Genomic DNA, 26,021 nt, shown 5'->3' on the forward strand with positions numbered 1-26,021 from the left:
TTCAGTCAAGTTTTGAAACAAATTGCCTTTTCAGGGTTAGCCTACCGAATCGAATTCACCCGCTATCTGCTCAATGAAATCGAAGACCTCCTCCGGCACGCTGAACTGGAACTGCTTACGTCGATGCTTTGAAACTTTGTTACCGTTGTCCAGACACATCATTACCAGTTTCGAGAGGTCGCTCCCCCGTACGTCAAAACGCCCATTCACCTCTTTGATGACGTAGTCGTATTTTTCGAGAAACTCGGTCTCCTCGCGCAGCTCCACTTCCAATGCTCGCAAGGCCATTTGCAAGGTAAATTCTGCACATTGAGTCCCGTCCCAGAATCGATAGATTGAGTCGTGCCCAATAAAATCGAAAGCCATCTGATCAGCGTCCAGCCAAGTGACATTCCAGAACTCTCTTGCTGGTTTCGAGAACTCCTTTAATGCTTCGAGATAGCCAGACTCTTCGTGTTTCATCGCTACGGAAACCGGTAATAACAAACCATTTTTTAGAGCCCCAGAGTGGCAAAGCGTCTGGTGAATCAGGAAACGTGAAAGTCGACCATTGCCATCCATGAACGGGTGAAGAAAGACAAACCCGAAAGCCACAACCGCTGCAGCTATCAACGGATCAACCTGCTTGGCTGAGTGATTGGCAAAACTCATCAACTCGTCCATCAACTCCCTGCACAATTGCGGTGGAGGCGGGACATAGCTGACGCCAGCTGCGCCTCTCAAGCCGTTGTGTAAATGGTTCTGTTCATGACGGAAAAGCACAGCTTTATCGAAAGGATTGGAAACCGTACTGTTCTGCAACTCGACCAAATAGTCTTCGCTCAACTCTGTTCGCTCATGAGCTTGGCGGAGAAGCCGAACAAAACGGCGCGACTTTTCTTCATTGGGCTCTTCTTTCTCAATGGCGAAAGAATCGCGGGTCTCATGCAGATAGGCCCAATTGATTGCCCGATCCATCATTTCCGGCGGCAACGTCGCCATAAAAGCCTGGGCTCGACCAAGGATGTCCAGATCAAGCAGCGCCTGCAGCTCCGTCGTACGCTCGACTGTGGCGCAATAACGCATTGACCCCAACCCGTTAAAATCTACCCGCCAACGACTATTTCGAATTGCAGGCCCGGTGACATAACGCTTGGGATCAAACAAAGCGACAACGTTGCCCCGAACCGGTACGGAGTATTCCAGCTGTTTGCCCGTGAAACTTTCCCAAAGAAAACAGGCCTTGCGGATAAATACCCCGTTAGGTGATCGGCTCAACTCACCTAGCAACTCGTCCGCTTCAACGGTTTCAAGCGCCTGAGCAAGAATGCACAGGTTTATTCCCTCATGCTTCAGAGCAAACAAAATGTGCTCAAGTGTCGAACCCTGTTCCGGCGCGACGCCGTTTGGAACCGCTAGACACTCACCGATCAAGGTAATCCGGGTAACCGGTTTGATCATCGCAATACGCTTGGGGGCAAATGCATTAAGCTTCAGCGCATCACGCAGGTGGGCATAACCAACAGTTGGCATCGTCATCGTCCACATAAAAAATTCACTGCGACGATTAAAGCCCAGTTTTTTTTACATCGCGCATGTTTTTTTTACATTTCAGCCTTTTCCTACAATTTTTTTTACACACTCCTGCCCTTACGCAACAACACATCCAACTGATCCACCACCTCCGCCCAATCGGCGTCATCCAGAATCTCGTCCCGTAAAAACTGCGACTGGCTCTCCGTCCAGAAAAACGCATCAGCCAAATGCAGCTCGGGTTTGAGCGGGGAATGGGTGGCGATGAATTTGTCGATGTCGACCGGATCGTCGGGAAGGCCGAGTTGTTTGAACAGGGATGGGAGGCTGTGGGTTGGACTTTCCATTCATCAACTCCTTCAAAAATGGGCTGTGTGAACGATTATTCGCGAGCAGGCTCACCCCTATAGGTTGAACGCATTCCTATTGTAGGAGTGAGCCTGCTCGCGATGGCGTCGGCACTGGCGCCACAAATCCTAATCACTCAACTCCCGCACCTCGGCATGCGGCACCATTTTCAGAAACTGGGGCATGCTCATGTGCAGCAGGTAGTTGTGGTTGCCCGCCTCCAGATAAATATCCTTCTGCCGCGTCAGCAGCGGGTCGATGACCATGTCCAGCCCGTAGGAATCACCCAGTGGCGGCACCGCGCCGCGCTCACAGTCGTCGAAGATGTGCGCCAGATTGCTTTCGCGGGTCAGTTGCCATTCGCCACTGAGGCGCACTTTGCTCAGGTCAAGGTGACGGCTGGCCGGCAGCACGGCCATCAGATAGTGCCCATGGTGGTCGTCGAGGATGATCGATTTGGCCACACGCTCGGCGGGCACCCCGGCGACCCGTGCGGTTTCCAGGCTGCTCGATGAATGCCGGTGGGCGACGATGTCGTATTCGCAGTGTGCCCGGTTCAGGCTGCTCTGGACCTTTTTTGCCATTCGCATGATGCACCTCGGTGTCGCGCGGAAGGTTGTTGCTGTGTTTTGAGTCTAGTTCGGCGGGCCGCTGGCGAAGGGAAATCCGCTCACCGGACACATCCGCACATTGATCAAAATTCATCCAGCCCAACCCTCAACTAGACTGAAAGAACCCGCCACTGACGCTCATGGAGAGTCACGTGAACAGCCGATGTTGTGCCTTCGCCCTGCTCCTGCTGACAAGCGCATCCGCACTCGCCGCCGACACCTCATTGCCAGCCATGAGCCCGGTAGGTCTGTGGCTGATCACGCTGGGGATCGTGTTCCTGATCGCCGAAGCTGCGCTGCCCAATTACGGCGTTATCGGCCTGGGCGGGATCATCATGTTCGTCATCGGTGCGCTGATTCTCAGTAACGCCGAATTGCCGGTGCCGATGATGATCGGCCTCGGCCTGATCAGCGCCCTGCTGTTGATCGCGCTGCTGATTCGCGCCCTGAAAACCCGTCCGCGCCACGCCGTCAGTGGCGACGCCGGCCTGCTCGGCAGTGTGACCGCAATCACCACGGTGCAACCGGACGATGCCCGCAACGGCTGGGTGCAACTGCAAGGCGAACGCTGGCAAGTGCTCAGCGCCACCGCGCTGCAAACCGGGCAATCGGTGCGCGTGGTCGGGCGCAAGGGATTGTTGCTGCAAGTGGCCGCGACTGACGCGGTGCCGCTCGGAGAGTGATTATGGGTCTGCAAATCGGTGTTGTCGCGCTGCTGTTACTGGTCATTGCCCTGGCCGGCTCGACGTTTCGCATCCTGCGCGAATACGAACGCGGTGTGGTGTTTCAACTCGGCCGTTTCTGGCAGGTCAAAGGCCCCGGTCTGATCCTGCTGATTCCGGTGGTCCAGCAAATGGTCCGGGTCGACCTGCGCACGGTCGTGCTCGATGTGCCGCCGCAAGACGTGATCACCCGTGACAACGTGTCGGTGAAGGTCAATGCCGTGCTGTACTTTCGCGTGCTTGACCCGCAGAAGGCGATTATTCAGGTCGAGGATTATCTGTCAGCCACCAGCCAATTAGCGCAAACCACCCTGCGCGCCGTGCTCGGCAAGCACGAACTGGATGAACTGCTGGCCGAACGCGAGCAGTTGAATATCGACATTCAACAGGTGCTCGATGCGCAGACCGACGCCTGGGGCATCAAGGTCGCCAACGTCGAGATCAAGCATGTCGACCTCAACGAGTCGATGGTGCGCGCCATCGCCAGACAGGCCGAAGCCGAGCGCGAGCGGCGAGCCAAGGTGATCCACGCCGAAGGCGAGTTGCAGGCGTCGGAAAAACTCATGCAGGCAGCGGAAATGCTCGGCCGCCAGCCCGGGGCGATGCAGTTGCGTTATATGCAGACCTTGAGTTCGATTGCCGGCGACAAGAGTTCGACGATTGTCTTCCCGTTGCCGATCGAGTTGCTCAAGGGCATGGCGGATTTGTCCGGCAAGTCATGAAGCAAACGCAGTGGCACTCAGACGAAGTTTTTCCAGCGCTTCATAGGGCGCGCGGGTGCAGTTGTGCACGCGCATTTGCAACAGTGCCGAGGCCTCGCGGCGTTTGTCTTCGCCATCGGCAACGAACACTTGTGAAGGCTGTTTCGCATGCTGTGCGGTCGCTGTAAATACTTGCTGGCGCTGCGCTTCGCTCAAGCGGAAAAACCGCGCCAGACGACCGGCCATCGCCTCGGGCAGCTCGCTGTAATTCACCAGCAATCCCGCGGAATCCCGGCAATGCATCCACCCCGCCTCAAGCAACCGCCCCAGACGCCGGGCAATGAAATCTTCGCGCCCCTCAAACGGCAAGCCATCCTCCAGCACACAGTCGCCGAGCATCCCCGGCACCATGTGCATGCCCGGCCGGCGCAGATGCGAAACGGCAATTTCCAAAGGGTCGCGATAAAGAAACAGCCACGGCGTATCGGGGAAGCATTCCTGTAGCAGCGACCACTCACCAATGTTCCAGGCATCGAGCTTGATCACCAACCGTTGCTCAATGCCGCAACGGCGCTGCCCGTACGCAGAAAGCAATCCGCGAAGGGCGGCACGCCGTGCGCTTCCGGGTAAATCACTACGTAATAGCGCATCGAGTGGCGGCGGCTCGGAGACCACGATGTGATCGTCGAGCCGCGCGAGCATCTGACTGATCAATGTCGAACCACAGCGCGAGGCGTGCAGGATGAATGCACTCGGCGCGAGCCCGGGGCTTTGCGCCTGCCAATCGCTCAGTGCCGACAGCGGCGTCTGCCGTCGAAAAGCCTGATTGAACGGCAGCCGCAGCGCATCCTCCACCGCCTCGCGGAAAAATGGCTGATGCAACGGCGTGTCACCGAACCAGCACCAATCCACCTGCCACTGTCCGGCGGCCGCCCAGACCCGAATCGGCAACCAGCCGTCGAAGCTCAAGCGCTCCATTGTTCGTTCCACTGCCGCCGCCCGTTGCGCATTGCCGCGCGCAATTGTTCGCGGGAAAACCCCAGGCCACGTTCAGCGGCGAGTGCCAGCGTCCGGCTGATGAAGGCTTCGGGGTCGTGCAACGTCTGCAAGGCCTGCGACAGCGCAGCGTCCTCCGCGACCAGTGTCTGAAAGCGTTGCAACGCGGTATCGGCCAAACCCGGCGCAGGTGTGCTCGGCAAGCCTTCGGCGATCATCTGCGCGAGCCAGGCACCGGGCCGGCAGTCGATGACCAGATGAACCCGCGCCGAGGTATCACGGTTATCCACGCGGTGCGGGCGAGCGAGATCGAGAAACCAGCATTCGCCTGCCTGCATGGGCATGCGTTGGCCGTCGAGCCAGAAATCGACGTGCGCTGGACTGAGCAACGGAATATGCAGGCGCACATCGGCCTGCGGGCCCTCCAGATCGTAATCGCGATGCTCATGGATTTGCCCGCCCGGGCCCAGGCGCAGCAGCCTGGCGCTGACGATATCCAGCGACAGATTGCGCAGCCCCTGTCGCCAGCGCTCATCCCGCAGCCAAGGCGCGCGTTGCAGCGGTACGCCGCGACCGGGCGACAACTCGGTCAGCGCATCGACCGCTGAAATCAGCGCGACACCGCTCCAGTCACCCGAGAAATACTCAGCATTGAAGTGACTGTGCCAAGCGTCGTCGGCAATCGCCTCCAGTGCTTGCAACAGCAGCGGCAAATCCACCGTCACCGGCAGGCGCGCAAACGCCGGCCGGTTCATGGTTGCACCCTGACCTCACGGTGCCGGAGCATGCGCCACCACCGGCACGGAGATATCCCCCGCCGCCCACGCCGACTCACGATTGGCCAACGCGGTGGCGATCGACTGCACTTCGGTCGACTGCACCTGATCCGGCAGCGGATCGAGGCCGGCACTGGCGAAGATCTGGCCGTAGGCATTGCGCAGGTCGGCGTACGACAGATCGCGGCGCAGGTCTGCTTGCAGGTTGTTCAGCTCGCCCTGTATCAGGTCCAGCTCACCGATCCCGGCAGCCTGATGGCGGTTGCGCAACTGACCGACGATTTGCCCGTCGATGTCCGACAGTTGCTGGTTGGTCTTGAACTGCCGCAGCGCCTCCTGGTAATTGGCGTTGGCCACGTAGAGCTGCGCCAGCACCGCGATCGACATCGCCTGACGCCGCGCCGTGGCGACTTCTTCGCCGGCCTTGGCGACGTTGATGGCGGCCGGGGCGGAGATCACGTTGAACAGGTTCCAGGTGACTTTGACGCCGTAGTCGGCCCAGCCCTGTTCGACGAGGAACGAGTTGCTGTCGTAATGCCCGCCAGCCGAGAACTCCAGACCCGGCAGCAAACGCAGCATGGCCTTGCGGGTTTCGGCGGCGCTGATGCGCGTCTGGTAATCCTGCTCGCGCAGTTCCGGGCGGCTGGTCAGCGCTTCTTGTTCGAGTTTGGCCAGACCGACCTTGAGCTCGGGAATCTGGTAACCGTCATCGGTGGCCAGCGTCAGTTGGGTGCCCAGTGGCAAGTTGATCAAAGTCGCCAGTTCGGTTTTCGCCAGTGACAAGGCACGGCGCTGCTCTTCCAGTTGCCGGGTGGCTTCGATCAGCGAGCGCTGGTAACCAAGCGATTGCACCGGATCGCCAATGCGTTGATCGCTCAGGGTCTGGCTGTTGTCGCGGGCGGTCTGCACCCGTGCCATCAGGCTGTCGATCTGCTTGAGCAGACGTTCAGCGGCCATCGCCCGCCAATAGGCCGAGCGCACGTCCTGGACGATGGTGTTGATCACCTTGCGGCGCCGCTCCTGGACGATCAGTCGCTGGTCGCCCTGCTGTTTGGCGCTGATGTAGCTGACGCCGAAGTCGAGGACGTTCCAGACCATGGTCAGGTCGGCGACGTCGCGGTCGCGGTCCTGCGAGGTCGACGGTTCCAGAGACTGAGTGCCGGTGCGCACACTCTGGCTGCTGGAGGCGTTGACGTTGTTGCGCCCGACGTAACCGGCGTCCAGCGCCATGCGCGGCAGCATGTCGAAACTGGCGAGGTCGAGCTGCCGCTTGGCCAGCGCTTCCTCCATGATTTTCAAGCGGCCTTCGAGGTTGTACTTCACGGCGCGGGCCATGGCCTGGTGCAGGGTCAACGGCCCGCGCAGCGGTTCCTGGTCCTTGTACATGCCTTGCAGATCGCTTTTGGCACGCTGTTCACTGACGCTGCGCTCAATCGGTTCACTGGTCACTGCACATCCGCTGATCGCCAGCGCCAGCAGGCTGGCGCCGAACAACTTCTGACTTCTCTTCATCCCTGGATCGCCCCTAGGTCCCGCACAGTGTTGAGTAATGGTTGGTTCAGGCCGATATTTCGCTGATACCGACCTGTTGCAGTGCTGCCGCCAGGTTGTCGACCCGGTGCTGCTCGCTGTCTTTTATTTCCTGCAATTGCTGGCCCAGCGTCGGTGCGCCAAACACGCCGCGCAGGCCTTGAGAAACGTCGCCAGCCTTGAGTGAGTGACTGCCAAACGCGTTCAGCGAATCGCGCTCGGCGCCGCTGTTCTGGTTGAACAGGCTCGACAGCGTGCTGCTGGCGAAGACGCCGCCATCGCCGCCGCCAAAGCCAAGGAAGCCATGACCGGAGCCGTCACCCGTGCTGTCGCTGCTGGCGAACACCTGAGCAATAAAGCTCGGGCTGAGGGCACCGTGGTTCATGAAGATATCGCCCAGCGGACGGATGCCATTGCCGATCACCCGTTGCTCGAACAGTGGCGCAAAGGTCAGCGGTGAGCCGAGATCGCCGGTCGGCGCGGTGAAGATGATCGGTTGCAGCGGCAAGCTCGGTGGCGGTGGTGGCACCACCGGGTCGCTGCTGCGAATCAAAGGATCGGGAATGACCACACTGATTGGCGCAGTGGGCGGCGTCGGTGGAACGACTGGCGGCACCGTGTTGATCGCATAATTGTTCGAACTGCTGACACCGCTGCCGCTGTTGCCTGACAGATCACTGACCCCGGCACTGTTGACGCTGATGGCGTTGCTGGCGCTGTTGACGTTGGCATTCGGCGTCAGGGTCGCGGTCCAGGTTTTGCCGCCGTCGCTGCTGCTCAGGTTGGACAGAGTGCCGTTGCCGACATTGATGTCCGCCAGATCAAACCCACTGACCGCCTCATTGAAGGTGATGGTCACCTGTGAGGTCTGGCCGAGGCCGAGGTTCGGATTGGCAATCAGCACCGTCGCCGTTGGCCGTTCGCTGTCGAGCGCATAGTTGTTCGACACCGCCACCGTGCTGCCGACGTTACCGGCCAGGTCGGTGACGTTGCTGGTGTCCAGCGCGATGAAGTTGCTCGGGTCGTTGACGTTGGCGGTCGGCGTGAACGTTGCGGTCCAGGTCTTGCCGCCATCGCTGCTGCTGAGGTTGCTCAGATCACCGTTGGTCACGCTGAGGTCGGACAAATCGAAATTGCTCACCGCCTCGCTGAAGGTGAAGGTTACCGTGGTGGTCTGGCCGATACCCAAGTGCGGATTGGCGACCACGATGTCCACGGTTGGCCGGGTCGCATCCAGCGCGTAATTGTTGGAAATGGCGATGCTGGCGCCCAGGTTGCCGGCCAGATCCTGCACCCCGGCCGTGTCGACGATGATCAGGTTGGTGGTGTCATTGACGTTCGCCGTCGGCGTCAGCGTGGCGGTCCAGGTGATGCCGCCGTCGCTGCTGGCAAGGTTCGCCAGTGTGCCGTTGGCGACGCTGATGTCCGACAGATCGAAACCGCTGACAGCCTCGCTGAAGGTGATCGTCACCGTGGTGGTTTCACCGATGCCCAGGCGATTGTCGGCGACCACAATGGAGGCGGTCGGCAGTGCGGTGTCGATGGCGAAATTGTTCGAATCGGTGGTGCCGACGCCGCTGTTGCCGGAGGCGTTGGTCACGCCGCTGTTGTCGAGGGTGATCAGGTTGCTGGTGTCGGTGATGTTGGCGGTCGGCGTGAACGTCGCGGTCCAGGTGATGCCGCCGTCGCTGGATGCCACATTGCTCAACGTGCCGTTGGCGATAGTCAGGTCGGCGTTGCTGAAACCGCTGACCGCCTCGCTGAAGGTAATGGTCACCGCCGAGGTTTCACCGGCCTTGAGCGAGGTGTCCGCGACGACGATGGTCGCGGTCGGCACTTCGGTTTGCACCGCGTAGTTGGCCGAGTTGGTGATGCCGATGCCGGCATTGCCGGCCAGATCGGTGATGCCAGCGTTGTTCAGCACGATCAGGTTGGTGGCATCGCTGATGCCGATGGTCGGCGAGAACGTTGCGGTCCAGGTGATGCCGCCGTCGCTCGACGAGACGTTGCTGAGTACGCCGTTGGCGACGCTCAGGTCAGAGTTGTCGAAGCCGCTGACCGCCTCACTGAAGGTGATCGTAACGAGCGCGGTTTCACCCGGGCGCAGATCGGTGTCACTGATGACGATGGTGGCGGTCGGACGCTGGCTGTCGATGACGTAGTTGCCCGAGTCGGTGGTACCGCTGCCGGTGTTGCCCGCGATGTCAGTGATACCGGTGTTGTCCAGGCTGATGATGTTGCTGGTGTCGGTGATGCCCGCCGACGGCGTAAACGTCGCCGTGTAGGTGATGTTGTCCGACGTGCTCAGCCCGGAAAGCGTGCCGTTGGCCACGGTCAGATCAGCCAGAGTCAAACCGCTCACGGCCTCGCTGAAGGTGATGGTCACGGTGGTGGTCTGGCCGACGCCCAGTGCCGAGTCGGCAAGTGCAATGGTTGCCGTTGGGCGTTGGGTGTCGATGGCGTAGTTGTTGGAGTTGGTGGTGCCATTGCCAGCGTTGCCGGAGCCGTTTTGCACGCCGCTGTTGTCGAGGCTGATCAGGTTGGAGGCGTCGGTGATGTTGCTGGTCGGGGTGAAAGTCGCCGTCCAGGTGATACCGCCATCGCTGCTGCTCACCGCCGTCAGCGTACCGTTGGCAATCGTCAGGTCGGCGTTGTTGAAACCGCTCACGGCTTCGCTGAAGGTGATGGTCACCAGCGACGTTTCGCCGATGGTCAGGCTGTTGTCCGCGACGACGATGGTGGCGGTCGGCGCCACGGTGTTGATGGTGAAGTTGCCCGAGTTGGTCGTGCCCGTGCCGGCGTTGCCGGCCAGGTCAGCGATCCCGGTGTTGGCCAGGGTGATGACGTTGGTGCTGTCGTTGATCGCCACGGTCGGCGTGAACGTCGCCGTCCAGGTAATGCCGCCGTCCGCAGTACTGACCGCCGTCAGCGTGCCGTTGGGGACGGTCAGGTCGGCGTTGGTGAAACCGCTGATCGCTTCGCTGAAGGTGATGGTCACCAGCGAGGTTTCGCCGGCGCTCAGGGCAGGATCGGCCATGACGATGGTTGCGGTCGGCCGCTGGGTGTCAATGCTGTAATTGTTCGAATCGGTGGTGCCGCTGCCAGCGTTGCCGGCCAGGTCGGCGACGCCGGTGTTGTCCAGTGTCACCAGATTGGTGGCATCGGTGATGTTCGCGCTCGGCGTAAACGTCGCCGTCCAGGTAATCCCGCCATCCGCGCTGCTGACCGCCGTCAGGGTGCCGTTGGCGATGGTCAGATCGGCGTTGGTGAAACCGCTCACCGCTTCACTGAAGGTGATGGTCACCAGCGAGGTATCGCCAATTTTCAAAGTGTTTTGCGCGAACACCACGGTGGCGGTCGGCCGCACGGTGTCGACCGCGTAATTGTTGGAATCAGTGGTACCGACGCCGGTGTTGCCCGCCAGATCGGCGACCCCGGTGTTATTCAGGGTGATCAGGTTGGTGGCGTCAGTGATGCTGCTGGTCGGCGTGAACGTCGCCGTCCAGGTGACACCGCCATCAGCGCTGCTGACTGCGCTCAACGTACCGTTGGCAATGCTCAGATCGGCGTTGGTAAAGCCGCTGACCGCTTCGCTGAAGGTGATGGTCACCAGCGAGGTTTCACCGATTTTCAGCGCAGTGTCGGCGACCACAATGGTTGCCGTCGGCCGTAGCGTATCGATCGCATAGTTGTTGGAGTCGGTAGTGCCGGTACCGGTGTTGCCGGCCAGATCCGTAACCCCGGTGTTGTTCAGGGTGACCAGGTTGGTCGCGTCGGTGGTGCTGCTGTTCGGCGTAAAGGTTGCCGTCCAGGTGATGCCGTCGCTGCTGCTCAGTCCGGTCAAGGTGCCGTTGGCCACCGTCAGGTCGGCGGCGGTGAAGCCGCTCACCGCTTCGCTGAAGGTGATGGTCACCAACGACGTCTCGCCGAGATTCAGCGCGTTGTCGGCAACCACAATCGTGGCGGTCGGACGCACGGTGTCGATCGCGTAATTGGCTGAATCGGTGGTGCCGCTGCCGGCGTTGCCGGCCAGATCCGCCACCCCGGTGTTGTCCAGGGTAATCAGGTTGGTGGCATCGGTAATGCTCGCGGTCGGGGTGAACGTCGCCGTCCAGGTGATGCCGCCGTCGACGCTGCTGACGTTGGTCAGCGTACCGTTGGCAATGGTCAGGTCGGCGTTGGTGAAACCGCTCACTGCCTCGCTGAACGTGATGGTCACCAGCGAGGTGTCGCCGATTTTCAGGGCAGTGTCTGCCATCACGATGGTTGCGGTCGGTCGCTGAGTATCGATGACGTAATTGTTGGAGTTGGTAGTGCCGACGCCTGCCACGCTGTCGGACACAGCCGTCACCCCGGTGTTATCGAGGGTGATGAGGTTGGTGGTGTCAGTGATGTTGTTGGTCGGCGTAAACGTCGCCGTCCACGTGATACCGCCGTCGGCGCTGGACACATTGTTCAGCGTGCCGTTGGCAATGGTCAGGTCAGCGTTGGTAAAACCGTTGACGGCGCGGCTGAAGGTGATGGTCACCAGCGAGGTTTCGCCGATTTTCAGCGCGGTGTCGGCGACCACGATGGTGGCGGTCGGCGGTTCCACGTAAGCCGTATTGAGGGTGCCGCCGTTGTTGTAGATCCCCACCAGTGCGCTCGGCGTCGTGCCGGTCGAACCACCGTTGGAAAGACCACCGCCACCGCTGGCGGCGCCGTTGCCGCTGATCGCGGCGAAGTTGCTCGCGGTGATCAGCACCACACCGCCGTTGTTCCAGATCGCCCCGACGCCGCGACCGCCGGCACCGCCATCGGCACCGTTGCTGCCGACCCCGCCGCCACCACCACCGCCGCCGCCGGCAGCAATGTTATTGCTGATGACCGAGGTGCCGATGACTTTCAGGGTGCCGCTCGCAGCGTTGTAGATACCGCCGGCCGCATTGCCGCCGACGCCGCCGACTTTGTCCCAGCCGGAACCACCGCCACCGCCGCCAATCGACAGCGTGCCGTTGCTCGCCGAACCACCATTGCCGCCATGACTGTAACCAGCACCGGCGCTGCCACCGTTGCCGCCCACGCCACCGGTGCTGGTGCCACCACGGCCGCCCATGTCGGTCGGGCTGTAACCGCCGCCATAGCCGCCGGCATTGGCACTGCCTGCGCCCCCGGCATAAGTGCCGGTGCCCGGGCCGGAGGTACCGCCATGGCCACCGGTCTGGCCACCGATACCCGCACCGCCGCCACCGCCACCGCCGACATAACCGCCGGTCACACCCCCGCCACCACCACCGCCGGAAGCGGCGTTCGCGGTCACGGTGACGTTGTTCAGGGTAAGAATGCCGGCGTTGAAAATGCCGCCGCCCATGGCGCCCGCCGCCGCCGAGCCGCCATTACCACCGTTGCCGGCGACCAGACCTTTGGTGATCACCAGGCCGTCGAGGGTCACGGTGCTGCCGGAGGTGACTTCCACCACACGGGTTTTGTACTGACCATCAAGGGTCACGTCAGCCACGCCGTCATTATTCAGGTCGCCGTCAACGGTGATGTTCTTGTTGATCAGCAGCTCGGAAGTAAGCTGCACGGTCATGCCGGAACTGAACGTGACAATGTCGCCGTTCTGCGCCGAGGCCAGCGCCGCGCGCAGCGAGCCGACGCCCGAGTTGAGGTTGTTGGTCGCGGTCCAGGTGGCCAGGCCCCACTGGTACTCGCTCATGGCTTTGCTCGACAGCACGTTGGCGCTTTCGATGGTGCCGGTGGCGATCTCCAGATCCCAGTCGCCGCCGACACCGGTGCGGTTGTTCGAGGCGGCCACATCACGCCCGGTCAACTGCGCCAGCGAGTCGACGAAACTCAAGCCACGATCACCTTCAGCGGTGTAGCAGCCGTAAATCAGGATATCGCCGCCAGCGTTCATGTCCTTGCCGATTTCAGCGAGAACCGCGCTGCGTTGAGCGACGTTGTCTGCCGACAGATAACTGTTGCCCAGCCACAAATCACCGGCATTGCCGTGGGCAATGATCTGCACCGAGCTGACGCCGTGATGCTGATCAAGGAAGTCGGCGATCTGTTGCAAACCGTCCTTGCTGGCGTCGAGTTTCACCACTTGCGTGCCGGGAGCAATCCCTTGCAGCAGGCTGTCGGCGTCCTTCACCCGCGAATCGACGAACACCACACTCTGGCCGGGCACCGCGACCGGGCTGGCCGCCGGCGTGGCATCAGCCTGGCCGTGGGTGTCCTTGCTCGCTACGGGATGGTCAGCCACCGGCGCCTTGGCCGCCTCGGCCGCGGTGGGCGCATGGCTGTCGGCCTGCGCAGCGGTATCGGCCACGGTGGCAGCCACCGCGCCGTCGAACAGCATGCGCGGCTCCAGCGACATGATCATCGGCGCGGCCAGCGAACGCTGACCTGCGGTTGCCCGAGACTTGACCTTTGCACCGCCAAAAATGCTCCACCACATGTTGCTCACCCGAACTCGAACGAAGGTACGTAAGGCATCAATGAAAAACGCCGCGATCAACTGATCGCGGCGTCGGACTTCATACGAATGACATTGGCGGCGCTGGCTGAGCCATCGAGCCAAAAGGACAAATCAGCGTATTGCTTGAACAGGTCGGGCGGCAGAATGGTGCGCCGTGACTGCAAGGCCACTTTCGGTTTCACCTTGTGCAGGCCAGCCACGCCAAGGCCTTGGTCGAACTCCGGCGCGTCATAGGCCAGATGCTCGAAATCGTGTTCGAACCAAGGCTCGCCAATAAACTCGTAGACCAGCCGCAACACGCGCTCAGGCGCCTGGGTCAGCAAGTCGTAATCGATGATCAGCAATGAGTCGGCTTGCTCGCCGTAATAGGCTTCCTTGAGCGCGGCCCAGGCAAAACCCACCAGGCGATTGCGCTGAGCCAGGGTTTCGCAACGGCTGTACACCGTGTTGCGCTCGACGGCATCGCCAAACAGTTTGGTGTTTTCAAAGGGATTGGCGCGGTACAGCCGCTCTAGGCTGTCCATCACCCAGGCGACATTGCGCACGCAGGCAATGACTTTAGCCTGGGGAAACAGGTCGTTGAGTGCCGGCAGACGCGAACTCCACTGCCGATTGGTGTCGAACACCACCGGTTTGTCGGCCTTGTCGGCATAGAAGGAGTCGAACAGACCGCGTAACAGGCGGCGGCGCATGTCGGTGTCGATCACCGCACCGTACTCGCTGCCGGCGCTGCATTGTTCGAGGACACTGGCGAACAGCGATCCGACCGGGCTGGTCATGCCGGCATGAAAGCGCGGGTTCTGCAAAAGAATTGCAGAAAGCAGGGTGGAGCCTGAGCGCGGCAAGCCGGAGATAAAGTGGAACTGCTGCAATCCCTTCACCCTGATCTAAAGTCCCTTTGTCCGACAAAGCGTAGTCCAACAACCCCCCTGCGACTAGTAGTGTTTTGATATCAATTCAGAGCAAAAAGGACTAACCGGTTAACTTTTAATCGCGAATTTGAAGGTGAATCGTTTTAGTCTCAACCGCCGCTATTGCGCTGCGGATTTCGGCGTGATCAAGCGCGCTTGCGCCCCGCCCGCATGAACTTGCGCGCTGATCTGCCAAGTGGCGGGCATCGGTGCAAACTCTGCCGGGTCATCCTGGGTGCCGACCAGCCATATCCGCGCATTGCCAGAAACCTCGGCAAGGCTGTCGAGGTAGACATCGGCGCTGACCAGCGTCCCGAAACCATATTGATTCGGCCGCGTCGAGCGGCCGTCCGCAGCGGGCGGCGTGTACAGCCGCACCTGTGCGCCGGTGCGATCGTAGTAGACGTAACTCAAGTACCAGAGCATGTCGCTGGTGATGATGCGATCACCGGGCTGGAAATGCTGATTGACGTAGTTCACCACGCGATCGAACTGATCACTGCTGTCGACCGCGGCGTTGTTGTTCAGGCCAACCATTTCCACCCCGAGCAATGCCACCAGCACCGCCAACGCGAGAACCCGCACGCGGCTGTACAAGCGGTCGATGGCCAGCGCCGCCAGCAGCGGCAAACCCAGGGCGTAGGCGGTCAGATAGCGCTCGATGAATATCGGCGTGATGAACGACACCGCAAACACCAGCAACAGCGGTAAGCCAGTGTACAACGCCAACAGGACACTGCCGCGCGACACGCTGCGATCACGAGTGACCGCCACCGTCGTCAGCAGCAACAATGCCAGCGGCAACGCGCCGAACACCAGCAACGGCAGGTGTTCGCCGTCATCCTGGATCAACCATGTCCAGATCATCGACGGCAACGACGCCAGCGTCACCGGGTCTTCCCAGCCGACATCGCCACCGACCTTGAGTTGTTCCATGTGCTGCGTCAGATCGAGCAGGTTGGGCAACCACGGCAGGTACAACGCCGCGATGGCCAGGTTAGCCAGCCACCAGCCCGGGCGCTGGATGTGTCGCAAGCGATAGCCGCGCTGAAACCGAATCACAGCCAGATAAATCCAGTGACACAGCGCCGCCAGCACGGCGAAGTAATGGGTGTAGAGCGCGGCCGTCATCAACAGCGCATAAATCACCAGATAGCGATGACGCTGCGGTCGGCGGATCCAGTAAACCAGCGCCAGCGTCGCGGCGATCAGCAGCAGGCCGAGCAGCGAATACATGCGCACTTCCTGGCTGTAGCGCACCGCTGTCGGCAATAACGCCAACAGCAGCCCGGCGAGAATCGCCGCGCGGAGTGTGGCCAGGCGATCCACCAGCCAGATGCCCATGCCGACCGCAGCGACACCGGCCAGAGCGCTGAGGCAACGGATGGCAAAAATGCCGTCGCCGAACAGTTCGATCCAGCCATGCAGCAGCATGAAGTACAGCGGCGGGTGCACATCGAACGCCGCGTGATGCCAGATATCGGCCAACGAATAGCGCGCCAGCAGCAGGCTGGAACCTTCATCGCCCCAGATCGCCGCAGCGGTCAGGTCGTAAAAGCGTACGGCGCCAGCCAACAACAGAATCGGCAGCAGCCAGTGTTCCCTGGCCCAGCGGATCAAACGCAAGCGGGCAAACCACGAACCCGGCAGCGCGTGCGGATCCTGTGTGTCGCCCACCGGTGTCACTCTGTTGACCGCCATTGCTGCCTCTTGCCGTGCCACGACACCACGCCTGTATGAGCCCGAACCTGCCAGTCACTCTAGGTCAGGCGCAGGAGAACCGTCGATGCCGATTTGCGACTTCACGACATCCGGCAAGCTTGCCAATCCGCGTCTACGCTCTGGCGTGGCGTGACCTGGCCACGGAGTGCCAAGGCAATAGCAACCGCCTGAACCCACTAGCGGCCCGCCGACAACCAATCAGAAGGATAAGGACTTTATGGAAGTTTACATGGGCACTGTTCTGACGTTTGCCTTCAACTATGCGCCCAGCGGCTGGGCCTTGTGCAACGGTCAGATCATCGGAATCAACCAGAACCAGGCGCTGTTCGCATTGCTCGGCACCACTTACGGCGGCAACGGCACCGTCAACTTCGGCCTGCCCAACCTGCAGAGCCGCATGCCGATCTGCCAAGGCAACGGCGCGGGTCTGACGCCGCGGGTCATGGGAGAAATCTCCGGCGCCGAGCAAGTCACGGCCACCCTCAACAATCTGCCGAACCACACCCACACCCTCGCCGGCCTCACCGCCACCACCACCGTGCAACTGGCCAACCCGGCGAGCAATCCGGCCGGCGCGCCGACGGCGACCAACGCCTACATTGGTGCGTCGGGCACCGGGCCGGGTCTGGCGAATATCTTTTCCGACGCGCAGGGCGCATCCCCCGTGCCGCTCAAAGGCGCTGCCACCACCATCAGCGGGACGATCAGCCCCACCGGCAACGGCCTGCCGATGCCGGTGATGAACCCGTATCTGGTGCTCAACTTCAGCATCGCGTTGAACGGCATCTTCCCAACGCGTAACTGACCTACCGCCGGGGGAGCCACCTCCCCCGGTTTCCAACCTTGGCGGAGCGAGAACATGCTGCAATCGGTTCAAAGCCAACACTTCCAGGCATTGCTGGGGCGGATCGGCACCCTGCATTTGCCCGATGGCACTGAATTACCTATCCACATCGACGAACTGGCGGAAAAGCCTCTGGCGCAAATGCGCTACAGCGAGCGCATGCCCTTCAGCGTCGAACTGAGCAGTCTGGATGCGACGGAATTTGTGGACGGGTTATGTGCTCTGGAGTTGCCAGAACTGGGGCGAGTGGACGGCATCTTCGTGTCGCGGGTACCGCCGATGGGGCGGCCGCCAGAATTGGCTTACTTCCACATCACCTTCAACTGACCCGAACCCAAGGAGCAGCCTTCGGAAGCACCTGCGCGGAGATTACTGGGGATACCAGACCAGTCGCTCCGCCGCCGGGTTGCGTTCTTCAACCGCAAACCCCAGCGCGAGGTAGTGCCGCCGCGCGTGGGAATTGCTGGTCCAGACCACCGTCGCTACCGGGCAACGAATCTGTTGCGCCGCTTTCTGTACCCCTTGCAACACGGCGCGGCCATAACCCTGGCCGCGTGCCTGCGGAATGAACGCCAGGTACAACACGCGAATCTCGTTGGTGCCGAAATCGGTGCTCAACGCGCCAATCGCGGTGCCGAGTTTTTCCACCACGTAGTGCATGGCGTTGGGGTAGTTGTCGCCCATGCCCTGCTCCTGCACCTGGAACTGCTGGGCGACCAGTTGTTGCACCTGTTCTTGCTCGCCGTCGACCCATTGCAGATCCGGCCGCGCCGTCTGATACAGGCTTTGCAAAAACGGCCCGTCGCTTGCCCGCGAAGGCCGCACCACTAATCCTTCTGCCGCCACTGCTGCGTTGTCCGCCATCGTGCTCTCCGTTAGAAACCGCTTTCCCTGACCCCCAGCGCCGCCATTCGCCGCCAGGCGACGCCGAGCAGTGACTCGCCGCTGCCCTGCAACACCACCACGCCGCGCAAAGGTTGTACCGGTGTCGGCGCTGTGTCGAGCACGCTGAGTCGCGCGCCGTATTGCGCCTGCACCGGCTCTGCCCGCTGCTGTTGATCGCGGCGCACGGCAATCGGCCCGTGGTGATCGGAGGTCAGCGCCTCCTGATCGACGTAGGCCACGCCGTTGGTGTCGATTTCATTCAACTGCACGGCGAGCGCCGGGTGCATCGGGTCATCGGCGATGAAGCGGCCGCTGGCGCCGGGTTTGACTCGCCACAATTCGGCTTCAGCGAGATAACCACGCAGGCGCGCGCCGTCCTCGACCACTCGGGCCAGCGCATCGCGGGTCGACAGCCAGCGCCCGACCGTCATGTTCGGCAGCAGATCACGTACGCTGCCGGCCTGCGGTGCGCGCAGCAAAAGGCGCTCGCGTTGCGCCGTCAGCCCACGGTATTCGGCGACCGCTTCTGCCAAGCGCTGTTCGACAATGCCGGCGTCGGCAGCGGTTTCGCTGCGACTGGCCTGGCGGCGCATCAACAACTGCTGAATCTGGATTTCCCGGCGCACAATCGCCAGTCGCGATTCGAGGTCCGGTGACTCCAGTTCAATCAGCACATCGCCCTGAGCGACTTTCTGCCCGTCCGTCACGTTCACCGCTTTGACCCGCGCCGCCGTCGGCGCATGCAGAGCACTGGCGCGCCCGGCTTCGAGCATCGTCGGCAACTCCACCGAACTGCGCCACGGCACGATCAGCACCAGCAACAACCCGAACAGCGCCAACCCACTGAGCAACACGCGTGGGCCGTGCGCCTGCTCGCGGCGGCTCCACCACTGGCGCCACTCACGCATGATCGGCAAAAAAATGAACCAGACCAGTTCCACCAGCATCAGGAAGATCCCCAACACCTTGAAGAACAGGTGATAGACCGCCAGCGCGATCCCGAAAAACAACGCCGCACGCCACAACCATGAGCCATACCCCCAGATCAGCAAACGCCGTTGCATCTTCGGCGACCACGGCTCCGGCGCCGGTGCGCCATAGCCAAACAAAAACTCGCGCAGACGCCAGCGACACAGCGCAAATGCGCGGCCCTGCAAGTTGTCGACTTCCCAGAAATCGCTGATCAGAAAATAACCATCAAAGCGCATGAACGGATTGAGGTTGACCACCAGCGTGGTGATCCACGTGGCGCTGGCGAGCATGAACGCCGCCGTGCGTCCCGGGCCGTCCGGCAGCAACGACCACACCAGCAACGCCAGGCACGCCAACAGCAGTTCGGCGAGTACACCGCCGGCACCGATCAACAATCGCGCACGGCGATCATTGACCCGCCAGGCATCACTGACATCGGTATAAAACATCGGCAGCAAAACCATGAACGCCACGCCCATGCTCTGCACCCGACACCCGGCGCGCTTGGCCATGAACGCGTGGCCAAACTCGTGACAGAGCTTGGCAAAGAACAGCGCCACGCCAAACGCCAACGCGCCGCCGAGGCTGAACAGGTGCGGAAAGGTGCCGACAAAGCGCTGCCAGTCGCGCGAGACCAGAAACACACCCAGCGCCAGCGTCGCCGGTAACCCGTAGCGCAGCAGACGCGGGCCGAAGCGCGCAAGCCATGGCCAGGCGCGATTGAGAAACGCGTCGGGACGCCACAGCGGTATGCGGAAGAACAGATATTGATGCAGGAGGATTTGCCACAGACTTTGCTTTTTCGCCAAGGCCTTGAGTCGATAACTGGCGCGCTGTTGATCGTCGAGCGCGCTGATCAAATCGTGGCCACGGAGAAACTCCAGCAACTGCTCAAGCTCCGTACCGTCCAGCGGCAAGCCCGGCTCACGATTGGCCGCGTGCAAGACTCGTTCGGCGTCGCCCAGCGACCAGTGGCGCAGAAGGCGCATCGCCGCGCTGCCGAGTTTGAAATAACGCCCACGCACCGGATCGGCCAGGGTCCAGCGCGGCGAACCGTCCAGGGCCGGCGCCGCGGGCGACAATTGCAGGTCGGCACGCAGGCTCGGCAGATTCATCTAGAGGCCCACGCTCTGGCGCAAACCGGCCAGTGGCCGGCGCAGCAGGTACAACGCCAGCGGCGCGCGGTCGCCGAAGATTTTCGCTGTGCCACGCAGGCCGATGCGCGGGGGGGCGTCAGCGAAGTTGGCGTCGAGCCGATAAGCCAGTTGTCCACCCGCGGTGGGCTGCGCCTCGTACGCCGAGCGTTCCAACGTGGCGAGATGACGCTTCAATGGGTCGCTGTCGAGAAACAGCGCGACTTCGGCGCCGGGCTCAAGGGAGATCGCATCGCCCACCGCCAGTTCGATACGCAGTTCGGCCTGGTTCGGGTCGGCGATGTCCATCAGGCGCTCACCGGTCTGCACAGGTTTGCCGGTCAAACGCTCGGCGTCGGCGAACACCGCAATGCCGTCGCGCTCGGCGCGCACTTCGCTGCGCTTGAGCAGCTCGCGGGCGTAGTCACGTTCGGCGCGTTTCTGTTCAACGCGGGCGGCGAGCAAATCGACTTTTGCACTCGACTCGGCATCGGCGAACGAGCGCTGGGAATTGGATTTCAGCTCAGCTTCGGCCACCCCCAGCGCGCGCTCAGCGACATCGGCCTGTGCCTTGAGCGTGGTGCTTTCGAAACGCACCAGCACATCGCCGGCTTTTACCGTTTGATTGGGTTTGACCAGAAACTCGGCAATCACCCCATCCAGCGGCGCCGCCACCACGCGCCCGCCCAGTGGCACCACTTCGGCCGGGGCCAGCACCGATTGACGCACCGGGATCAACAGCCCGAGCAACAATACCGCGAGCAAGGCCACCTGACGTTTACGGGTCCAGCGCAGTCGCCACGGTTTGCGCGGTTGCAGCGCCAGCCAGGCGTGGCTGTAGGTGTCGCCCAATTGCGACAGCAAAACTTGTTCGGAAGGGTTCCACGGCACATCGCGGGCCAGCCACAAACCGCCAAATACCTGCGCATCGCGATCAACCAGCGGCAACCAGAACACTTGCGTGGCGGACAGGCTGCGCCAGCCGGCCTGGATCGATTCGCTGAGCAGTTGCGGCGCAATCACTCGCGCCTGCTTCAGCACATCCTGCTTGAACAACTGCGCCACGGCCTGTTCGACAAACGCCACGAACGGCGCATTCGGCTCGACCGCACTGACGCCGGTCACGGCTTGCACCTTGCCGGCGATCAACAACGCGGCATGGCGAAAACCAAACAACGACTGGCCGTCGTTGACCAGGCTGTAGGCCAGTTGCGCGGCGTCACGGGCCGCGCGGGTCTGGCGTTCCAGGTCAAGAAACCTGGCGAACACCTGCTCGGCGCCGCCGCTCACCGGGGCGTTCACTTAAGCTCCGGGAAACGCGCGGTGCCGCTCATGCCGGCGAGCAGGCCTTTGGCTTCCGGGAGTGTTGCTACTAGCAACAGGGTCTGACTGCCCTCATCGATGCGCGCGCCGAGGCGTTTCACCGTAGCATCAATCGGCTGGCCGGTTTCATCGGGAACGAAGCTGAACGTCTGGCCGGGCTTGAGTCTGGCCATCCAGCGCGACGGCACCAGCAAATGAATTTCCAGAGTGCGGTTATCCACCACATCGAGCAGCGGCGCGCCGGCCGGCACGCTTTCATAGCGCTGCACCTTGCGCTCGACGACTTGCCCGTCGAACGGCGCGATCACGCTGCAACGTTTGACCTGCACTTGATACACCTGGGATTGCGCCTGGGTTTCGCTGACCTTGGCCTCAGCCCGCGCCACTTCGAAGCGCCCGACAGAATTGAGCGCGGCCAGTTGCTTGTTGTGCGCCAGCTCTTCACCAGCGCCACGGCTGGCCGCTTGTGCAGCATTGAGCTGTGCCTGATAAGCAGAGCAATCGAACTTCGCCAGCGTATCGCCCTTCTTGAACGACTCGCCCTCGCTGAACGGCAACTCGACAATCCGCCCGGAAAGCTCACTGGCCAGCGTCGCCTGATCGCGCGCGCGCAACACCCCCCGCGCCTCACTGCTCGGAGTGGCCGCTCCCGACGCCGGATTATCCAGCAGCGGATCGTCTGGCCCGGGCGTTTGCGCCTGAACTGCACACGTTACTAAGGTCAATCCGATAACCCAACTACGAAAACGCTGCATAACCGCTACTCCCTGACGGATGTGCGGAGTCTACGACAGCGGGGGTTAGCGTCAAGCGAAAGGCCATCACTCTTCGGAAATGTAATGTTTCAAAAGAGAAAGCCGCTCTATGACTGTTTAAAAGATGTAGGCAAATTCCGGCGTCCTACACGAGTTGGGGATACTACTGATTACTCACTGCGAAAACGGCGATAGACAGGCTATCTATGCAAATAGGCGCGGAGCGAATTTACCTCTCTCTGCAACAACCTCTGACACACAAGCCCTTAAATGGCTTGACCATGGCGGATACCAGCAACCAAAACTGACAAGCCGGTGCTGGGGCTAAACCAGCGGAGTGAGCGTGCAATTATTTGGTGGTTGACCTGCATGACGCACTCAATCTAGGATTGCCTTACTCAACCCCGTACGTAGCGATTCAGTTCGCTGGCAGTTGGGGTGAAGAAACCGGCCTAGGCCGGTTTTTTCGTTTCTGAGGAATGATTTGTGCGAACTGCTTTCTTTGTCGATGGCTACAACTTGTTTTATGGGCTGCTCGCTGGCACCCCCTATAAATGGCTCAATCTTGAAGGATTGCTGGTCCATGTGGCGTACATCGAAAACCCGCAGAATGCCGTTGTCTCGATTGACTATTTCACCTCCTCAATCAAACCCGAGCTCGCGACATTGGGCCGAATTTCAAAAGAGGCACAAGACACTTATATAAGGGCACTGCGCACGACCAATGTCAGGGTGCATTTTGGTCGACATCACCTTGAACAGGCTAAAGCGCCTCGATTCATCGACAAAAACACCAAGGCCTCACGTCAAGACAAGGTCGACATCTGGAAGCTTGAAGAAAAGGAAACCGACGTTCATATAGCGATCAGCATGTACCGCACCGCCTGCCAGCAGATGATGTTCGCAACTCAAGAGCGTGTCGAACAACTCGTACTGGTGTCGAGTGACACCGATATCACTCCCGCATTGAGAGCAATACGGACAGATTTTCCTCATCTAACCGTTGGCGTGATTCTTCCGCACAGGGCAGGTTTGAACCGGCCCACTCCAGGTTCTCTGAAAGATCACTCTCATTGGTTGCGCCGCGTAATCACTGCGGATGAATTGCTCCTCCATCAGTTTCCAAACCGAGTAGCCACTCACAAAAAACCAGCGATCAAACCGGATTATTGGTAGGTACTTGCGCCGGATAGACCGACTCCCACCCCCCGCCCAACGCCTTGTACAACCCGACCATCGCCAACGAAACGCCGGTCGAACTCTCCACCCATTGTTCCTGCGTCGCCAGCAACGCGCCTTGCACGGTGAGCACGTTGACGAAATCGACCACGCCTTCGACGTATTGCTGCTGCGCAGTGCGCAGTGCGATCTGGTTCTGGCGTACGGCTTCGGCGAGGCTGTCGCGGCGGCGCTGGCTGGCGTTGTAGGCGGTCAGTTGATCGTCGATTTCATGCCAGGCACGCAGCACGGTTTGCTGGTAGCCGATCGCCGCTTCCTGTTGCTGCGCTTCACGCAGTTGCAGCACGCCGCGCAGGCGTCCGCCGTCGAACAGCGGCAGGCTGAATTGTGGGCCGATGCCGAAGGCGCGCGAGCCCCACGAGCCGAAATCGCTGAGTTGCATGGCTTGTGAGCCGAGGTTGCCGGACAGGGTGATGCGCGGATAGAAATCGCCCTTGGCCACGCCGATGTTGGCGGTGGCGGCGTGCAGGCGCGCTTCGGCCTGACGGATGTCCGGGCGGCGTTCGGCCAGTTGCGACGGCAGGCCGATGGCGACTTGCAGCGGCGACTGCGGCACGACGGCGTCCGTGGATAGCTCCTTGGCCAAGGCTTGCGGCGGTTCGCCCATCAGCAGGCTGATCGCGTTGATCAACTGCGACTGGCGTTGTTCCAGTGCCGGCAGGCGCGACTCGATGGCGGCGACTTGCGCAGCGGCTTCGGCGACATCCAGGTCGGTCGCCACGCCATCGGCCAGACGCAGTTGCGAGAGCTTCAAGCTGTGCCGGGCGACGTCGAGGTTCTGCTCGGTGACGGCGCGGGTGTTCTGCACGCCGCGAAGTTGAATGTAGTTTTGCGCCGTGTCGGCAAGCACGGCGAGCAGCACCCCGCGACGGTCGTTTTCGGCGACTTCGAGATTGGCGTCGGCGGCTTCGGTTTCGCGGCGCACGCGGCCCCAGAAATCCAGTTCCCATGAGGCGGAGAAACCGGCATCCCACAGGTTGAAGGCGGAATCGCCGTTGTGCCCGGACGGGTCGCTCAGGCTCTTGCCGCTGTTACGTTCACGCGCATAGCTGCCAGTGGCCGCAGTGTTTGGATAGCGGTCGGCGGTAATGACCTGGCGGGCGGCGCGGCTTTGTTGCAGGCGGCTGCTGGCCAGTTGCAGGTCGAGGTTACTCTTCACCGCACGCTGAGTGAGCGCGGACAGTTGCGCGTCGTGGAAGACTTCCCACCAGCGTTCGTTGAGAGGTTCGCTGACGGCCTGGCTGGGGGCGGATTTGGCAGGCTTTGCCCAGTCGGCGATTTGTGTGGCTTCGGGTTTCTGGAAGTCAGGTCCTACTGTGCAAGCGGTGAGGCTCACTGCGAGCAAGGCACTCAAACTGATTTGCTGCCACAGGCCCAATCGCTGGCAAGCCAGCTCCCACAGGAACTTTGCAGGTTGTCCAAAAACTCTAGTCCCGCCGACAAACCCTGTGGGAGCTGGCTTGCCAGCGATGAGGACAGCCGATTCAATACCCATCATCGCTGAGTCACCTCACGCACGGAGGTCGCCGAGCTTTTGGTATCAATACTCGCCTCCACTGACATCCCCACCCGTAACCGTTCGGCCAACGGCTGACCCGGTTCCAGCATGATTTTCACCGGAATCCGCTGCACAACCTTGGTGAAGTTGCCCGTGGCGTTATCGGGTTTCACCGCTGCAAAGGTCACGCCGGTCGCCGGGGCGATACTTTCGACACGACCGCTCAACGCTTCACCGCCTAGACTGTCGACACGCACTTGCACCTCTTGCCCCGGCTGTACGTCGGTCAATTGCGTCTCCTGAAAATTCGCCAGCACAAACGCCTGCTTCAGCGGCACCACCGCCAGCAACTTGCTGCCCGGCGTCACGTAAGCGCCGACGCGCACGGCGCGCTCGCCAATCATGCCGTCCTGCGGTGCGGTGATGCGCGTGTAGGAGAGTTCGAAACTGGCGATTTCCAGTGCCGCTTGTGCGTGTTTCAAACTGCCCTCGGCCGCATCTCGTTGAGCAGTAAGAATGTCGACCTGCTTGCGCTCTGCCGCCAGCTTCGCCGTGGCGGTGTCGAGATGCGCCGTGGCCTGATCGATGCGAGTGCGCGCCTGCTGCGCGTTTTGCACAGTCCCGGCGCCAACGCCGGCCAGATGGTTGTAGCGATTCAATTCCTGCTGAGCGAAGGCCATTTCAGCCTTGGCCGACACCACCGACGCCTGAGCCTGAGCGATCACCGAGGTCTGGCGCTCCAGCGTCGCCTTGGCGTTCTGCACCTGCGCCCGCGCCACCAGGGTTTGCGCATCCGCTGCTTCGGCAGAAGCACGCAAATCGCGGTCATCGATCAGCGCCAGCAATTGTCCGGCCTTCACTTGCTGGTTGTCTTCCACCAGCACTTCCTTGATGAAACCGGCCACACGCGGCACCACCAGGGTGTAGTCGGCAGAGACGAATGCATCGTTGGTCGTTTGCTGGGTGCGCTTGCCAAACAAGCCGGGCAGCGCCAGATACACCAGCACGCCGACCGCCAGAGCGGCGGCTATGGCCACCGCGAGTTTTTGCTTTGCTTGAGTCGTCATAAAAACCTTCATT

General features: G+C 61.4%; 20 protein-coding genes. 5 read left to right on the top strand and 15 right to left on the bottom strand.

What is annotated here, in order from left to right; translation table 11 throughout:
• Positions 1-36: 36 nt before the first annotated feature.
• From WA225_RS07195 to WA225_RS07205, 3 genes are all read right to left on the bottom strand, one after another.
• Positions 37-1,527: a Fic family protein gene (locus tag WA225_RS07195; RefSeq protein WP_422607396.1), complete on the bottom strand. Its 1,491-nt coding sequence runs from the start codon at positions 1,525-1,527 to the stop codon at positions 37-39.
• Positions 1,528-1,613: 86 nt separating this feature from the next.
• On the bottom strand, positions 1,614-1,859 hold the full coding sequence (locus WA225_RS07200) for a DUF2789 domain-containing protein (protein ID WP_422607397.1): 246 nt from the start codon (positions 1,857-1,859) through the stop codon (positions 1,614-1,616).
• 129 nt (positions 1,860-1,988) lie between these two features.
• Positions 1,989-2,450, bottom strand: coding sequence for an aminoacyl-tRNA deacylase (locus tag WA225_RS07205; RefSeq protein ID WP_422607398.1), 462 nt, complete (start codon positions 2,448-2,450; stop codon positions 1,989-1,991).
• Positions 2,451-2,623: 173 nt separating this feature from the next.
• Between WA225_RS07205 and WA225_RS07210 the strand changes: the two genes are divergently transcribed.
• The gene (locus WA225_RS07210) at positions 2,624-3,154 is read left to right on the top strand and encodes an NfeD family protein (protein WP_422607399.1); all 531 of its coding nucleotides are present in this window, start codon (positions 2,624-2,626) and stop codon (positions 3,152-3,154) included.
• Between the two features lie 2 nt (positions 3,155-3,156).
• Positions 3,157-3,915, top strand: coding sequence for a slipin family protein (locus WA225_RS07215; protein WP_422607400.1), 759 nt, complete (start codon positions 3,157-3,159; stop codon positions 3,913-3,915).
• On the opposite strand, the gene WA225_RS07220 is transcribed toward WA225_RS07215, so the two are convergent.
• From WA225_RS07220 to WA225_RS07245, 6 genes are all read right to left on the bottom strand, one after another.
• Complete coding sequence (locus WA225_RS07220) at positions 3,910-4,872, bottom strand: sulfotransferase family protein (protein ID WP_422607401.1); 963 nt, start codon at positions 4,870-4,872, stop codon at positions 3,910-3,912. The genes WA225_RS07215 and WA225_RS07220 overlap by 6 nt on opposite strands.
• Positions 4,860-5,645 carry an aspartyl/asparaginyl beta-hydroxylase domain-containing protein gene (locus WA225_RS07225; protein ID WP_422607402.1) on the bottom strand — a complete coding sequence of 262 codons (786 nt, stop codon included), beginning with the start codon at positions 5,643-5,645 and terminating at the stop codon, positions 4,860-4,862. Before WA225_RS07225 ends, WA225_RS07220 begins: the two co-directional genes overlap by 13 nt.
• 15 nt (positions 5,646-5,660) lie before the next feature.
• Positions 5,661-7,178 carry a TolC family protein gene (locus WA225_RS07230; RefSeq protein ID WP_016983933.1) on the bottom strand — a complete coding sequence of 506 codons (1,518 nt, stop codon included), beginning with the start codon at positions 7,176-7,178 and terminating at the stop codon, positions 5,661-5,663.
• Positions 7,179-7,224: 46 nt separating this feature from the next.
• Positions 7,225-13,638: an Ig-like domain-containing protein gene (locus WA225_RS07235; RefSeq protein ID WP_422607403.1), complete on the bottom strand. Its 6,414-nt coding sequence runs from the start codon at positions 13,636-13,638 to the stop codon at positions 7,225-7,227.
• Between the two features lie 56 nt (positions 13,639-13,694).
• Positions 13,695-14,540: a sulfotransferase family protein gene (locus tag WA225_RS07240; protein WP_422607404.1), complete on the bottom strand. Its 846-nt coding sequence runs from the start codon at positions 14,538-14,540 to the stop codon at positions 13,695-13,697.
• Between the two features lie 150 nt (positions 14,541-14,690).
• A complete protein-coding gene (locus WA225_RS07245) occupies positions 14,691-16,271 on the bottom strand; it encodes a glycosyltransferase family 39 protein (protein ID WP_422607405.1) in 1,581 nt (526 codons plus the stop codon).
• 238 nt (positions 16,272-16,509) lie between these two features.
• Here WA225_RS07245 and WA225_RS07250 point away from each other — a divergent pair, with 238 nt between their 5' ends.
• On the top strand, positions 16,510-17,097 hold the full coding sequence (locus WA225_RS07250; RefSeq protein ID WP_422607406.1) for a phage tail protein: 588 nt from the start codon (positions 16,510-16,512) through the stop codon (positions 17,095-17,097).
• Positions 17,098-17,151: 54 nt separating this feature from the next.
• Complete coding sequence (locus tag WA225_RS07255) at positions 17,152-17,463, top strand: DUF6916 family protein (protein ID WP_422607407.1); 312 nt, start codon at positions 17,152-17,154, stop codon at positions 17,461-17,463.
• Positions 17,464-17,505: 42 nt separating this feature from the next.
• Here WA225_RS07255 and WA225_RS07260 read toward each other — a convergent pair whose 3' ends face one another.
• From WA225_RS07260 to WA225_RS07275, 4 genes are read right to left on the bottom strand one after another with little or no spacing between them, the layout of a single operon-like run.
• Positions 17,506-18,000 (bottom strand): GNAT family N-acetyltransferase, encoded by a 495-nt coding sequence (locus tag WA225_RS07260; RefSeq protein ID WP_422607408.1) that lies wholly within the window; start codon positions 17,998-18,000, stop codon positions 17,506-17,508.
• Positions 18,001-18,011: 11 nt separating this feature from the next.
• Positions 18,012-20,108, bottom strand: a complete 2,097-nt coding sequence (locus WA225_RS07265; protein WP_422607409.1) for a biotin/lipoyl-binding protein — start codon at positions 20,106-20,108, stop codon at positions 18,012-18,014.
• Entirely contained in the window at positions 20,109-21,428 is a 1,320-nt protein-coding gene (locus WA225_RS07270; protein ID WP_422607410.1) for an efflux RND transporter periplasmic adaptor subunit, read from the bottom strand.
• Positions 21,425-22,204, bottom strand: a complete 780-nt coding sequence (locus WA225_RS07275; RefSeq protein WP_422607411.1) for an efflux RND transporter periplasmic adaptor subunit — start codon at positions 22,202-22,204, stop codon at positions 21,425-21,427. Before WA225_RS07275 ends, WA225_RS07270 begins: the two co-directional genes overlap by 4 nt.
• A 486-nt stretch (positions 22,205-22,690) precedes the next feature.
• On the opposite strand from WA225_RS07275, the gene WA225_RS07280 reads away from it, so the two are divergent.
• Positions 22,691-23,380: an NYN domain-containing protein gene (locus tag WA225_RS07280; RefSeq protein ID WP_422607412.1), complete on the top strand. Its 690-nt coding sequence runs from the start codon at positions 22,691-22,693 to the stop codon at positions 23,378-23,380.
• On the opposite strand, the gene WA225_RS07285 is transcribed toward WA225_RS07280, so the two are convergent.
• Positions 23,361-24,941, bottom strand: coding sequence for an efflux transporter outer membrane subunit (locus tag WA225_RS07285; protein WP_422607413.1), 1,581 nt, complete (start codon positions 24,939-24,941; stop codon positions 23,361-23,363). The two genes, WA225_RS07280 and WA225_RS07285, sit on opposite strands and share 20 nt — an antisense overlap.
• The gene (locus WA225_RS07290; RefSeq protein ID WP_422607414.1) at positions 24,938-26,008 is read right to left on the bottom strand and encodes an HlyD family secretion protein; all 1,071 of its coding nucleotides are present in this window, start codon (positions 26,006-26,008) and stop codon (positions 24,938-24,940) included. Before WA225_RS07290 ends, WA225_RS07285 begins: the two co-directional genes overlap by 4 nt.
• Positions 26,009-26,021 lie beyond the last annotated feature (13 nt).

Source organism: Pseudomonas sp. (assembly GCF_049300855.1).
In the GTDB taxonomy this organism is placed as follows: Bacteria; Pseudomonadota; Gammaproteobacteria; order Pseudomonadales; family Pseudomonadaceae; genus Aquipseudomonas.

What these genes read in the sequence shown, in the direction of transcription:
- WA225_RS07195 (WP_422607396.1), bottom strand. Translation starts at nt 1,527, where the DNA reads ATGTGGACGATGACGATGCCAACTGTTGGTTATGCCCACCTGCGTGAT.
- WA225_RS07200 (WP_422607397.1), bottom strand. Translation starts at nt 1,859, where the DNA reads ATGGAAAGTCCAACCCACAGCCTCCCATCCCTGTTCAAACAACTCGGC.
- WA225_RS07205 (WP_422607398.1), bottom strand. Translation starts at nt 2,450, where the DNA reads ATGCGAATGGCAAAAAAGGTCCAGAGCAGCCTGAACCGGGCACACTGC.
- WA225_RS07215 (WP_422607400.1), top strand. Translation starts at nt 3,157, where the DNA reads ATGGGTCTGCAAATCGGTGTTGTCGCGCTGCTGTTACTGGTCATTGCC.
- WA225_RS07220 (WP_422607401.1), bottom strand. Translation starts at nt 4,872, where the DNA reads ATGGAGCGCTTGAGCTTCGACGGCTGGTTGCCGATTCGGGTCTGGGCG.
- WA225_RS07225 (WP_422607402.1), bottom strand. Translation starts at nt 5,645, where the DNA reads ATGAACCGGCCGGCGTTTGCGCGCCTGCCGGTGACGGTGGATTTGCCG.
- WA225_RS07230 (WP_016983933.1), bottom strand. Translation starts at nt 7,178, where the DNA reads ATGAAGAGAAGTCAGAAGTTGTTCGGCGCCAGCCTGCTGGCGCTGGCG.
- WA225_RS07235 (WP_422607403.1), bottom strand. Translation starts at nt 13,638, where the DNA reads ATGTGGTGGAGCATTTTTGGCGGTGCAAAGGTCAAGTCTCGGGCAACC.
- WA225_RS07245 (WP_422607405.1), bottom strand. Translation starts at nt 16,271, where the DNA reads ATGGCGGTCAACAGAGTGACACCGGTGGGCGACACACAGGATCCGCAC.
- WA225_RS07250 (WP_422607406.1), top strand. Translation starts at nt 16,510, where the DNA reads ATGGAAGTTTACATGGGCACTGTTCTGACGTTTGCCTTCAACTATGCG.
- WA225_RS07255 (WP_422607407.1), top strand. Translation starts at nt 17,152, where the DNA reads ATGCTGCAATCGGTTCAAAGCCAACACTTCCAGGCATTGCTGGGGCGG.
- WA225_RS07260 (WP_422607408.1), bottom strand. Translation starts at nt 18,000, where the DNA reads ATGGCGGACAACGCAGCAGTGGCGGCAGAAGGATTAGTGGTGCGGCCT.
- WA225_RS07265 (WP_422607409.1), bottom strand. Translation starts at nt 20,108, where the DNA reads ATGAATCTGCCGAGCCTGCGTGCCGACCTGCAATTGTCGCCCGCGGCG.
- WA225_RS07275 (WP_422607411.1), bottom strand. Translation starts at nt 22,204, where the DNA reads ATGCAGCGTTTTCGTAGTTGGGTTATCGGATTGACCTTAGTAACGTGT.
- WA225_RS07285 (WP_422607413.1), bottom strand. Translation starts at nt 24,941, where the DNA reads ATGATGGGTATTGAATCGGCTGTCCTCATCGCTGGCAAGCCAGCTCCC.
- WA225_RS07290 (WP_422607414.1), bottom strand. Translation starts at nt 26,008, where the DNA reads ATGACGACTCAAGCAAAGCAAAAACTCGCGGTGGCCATAGCCGCCGCT.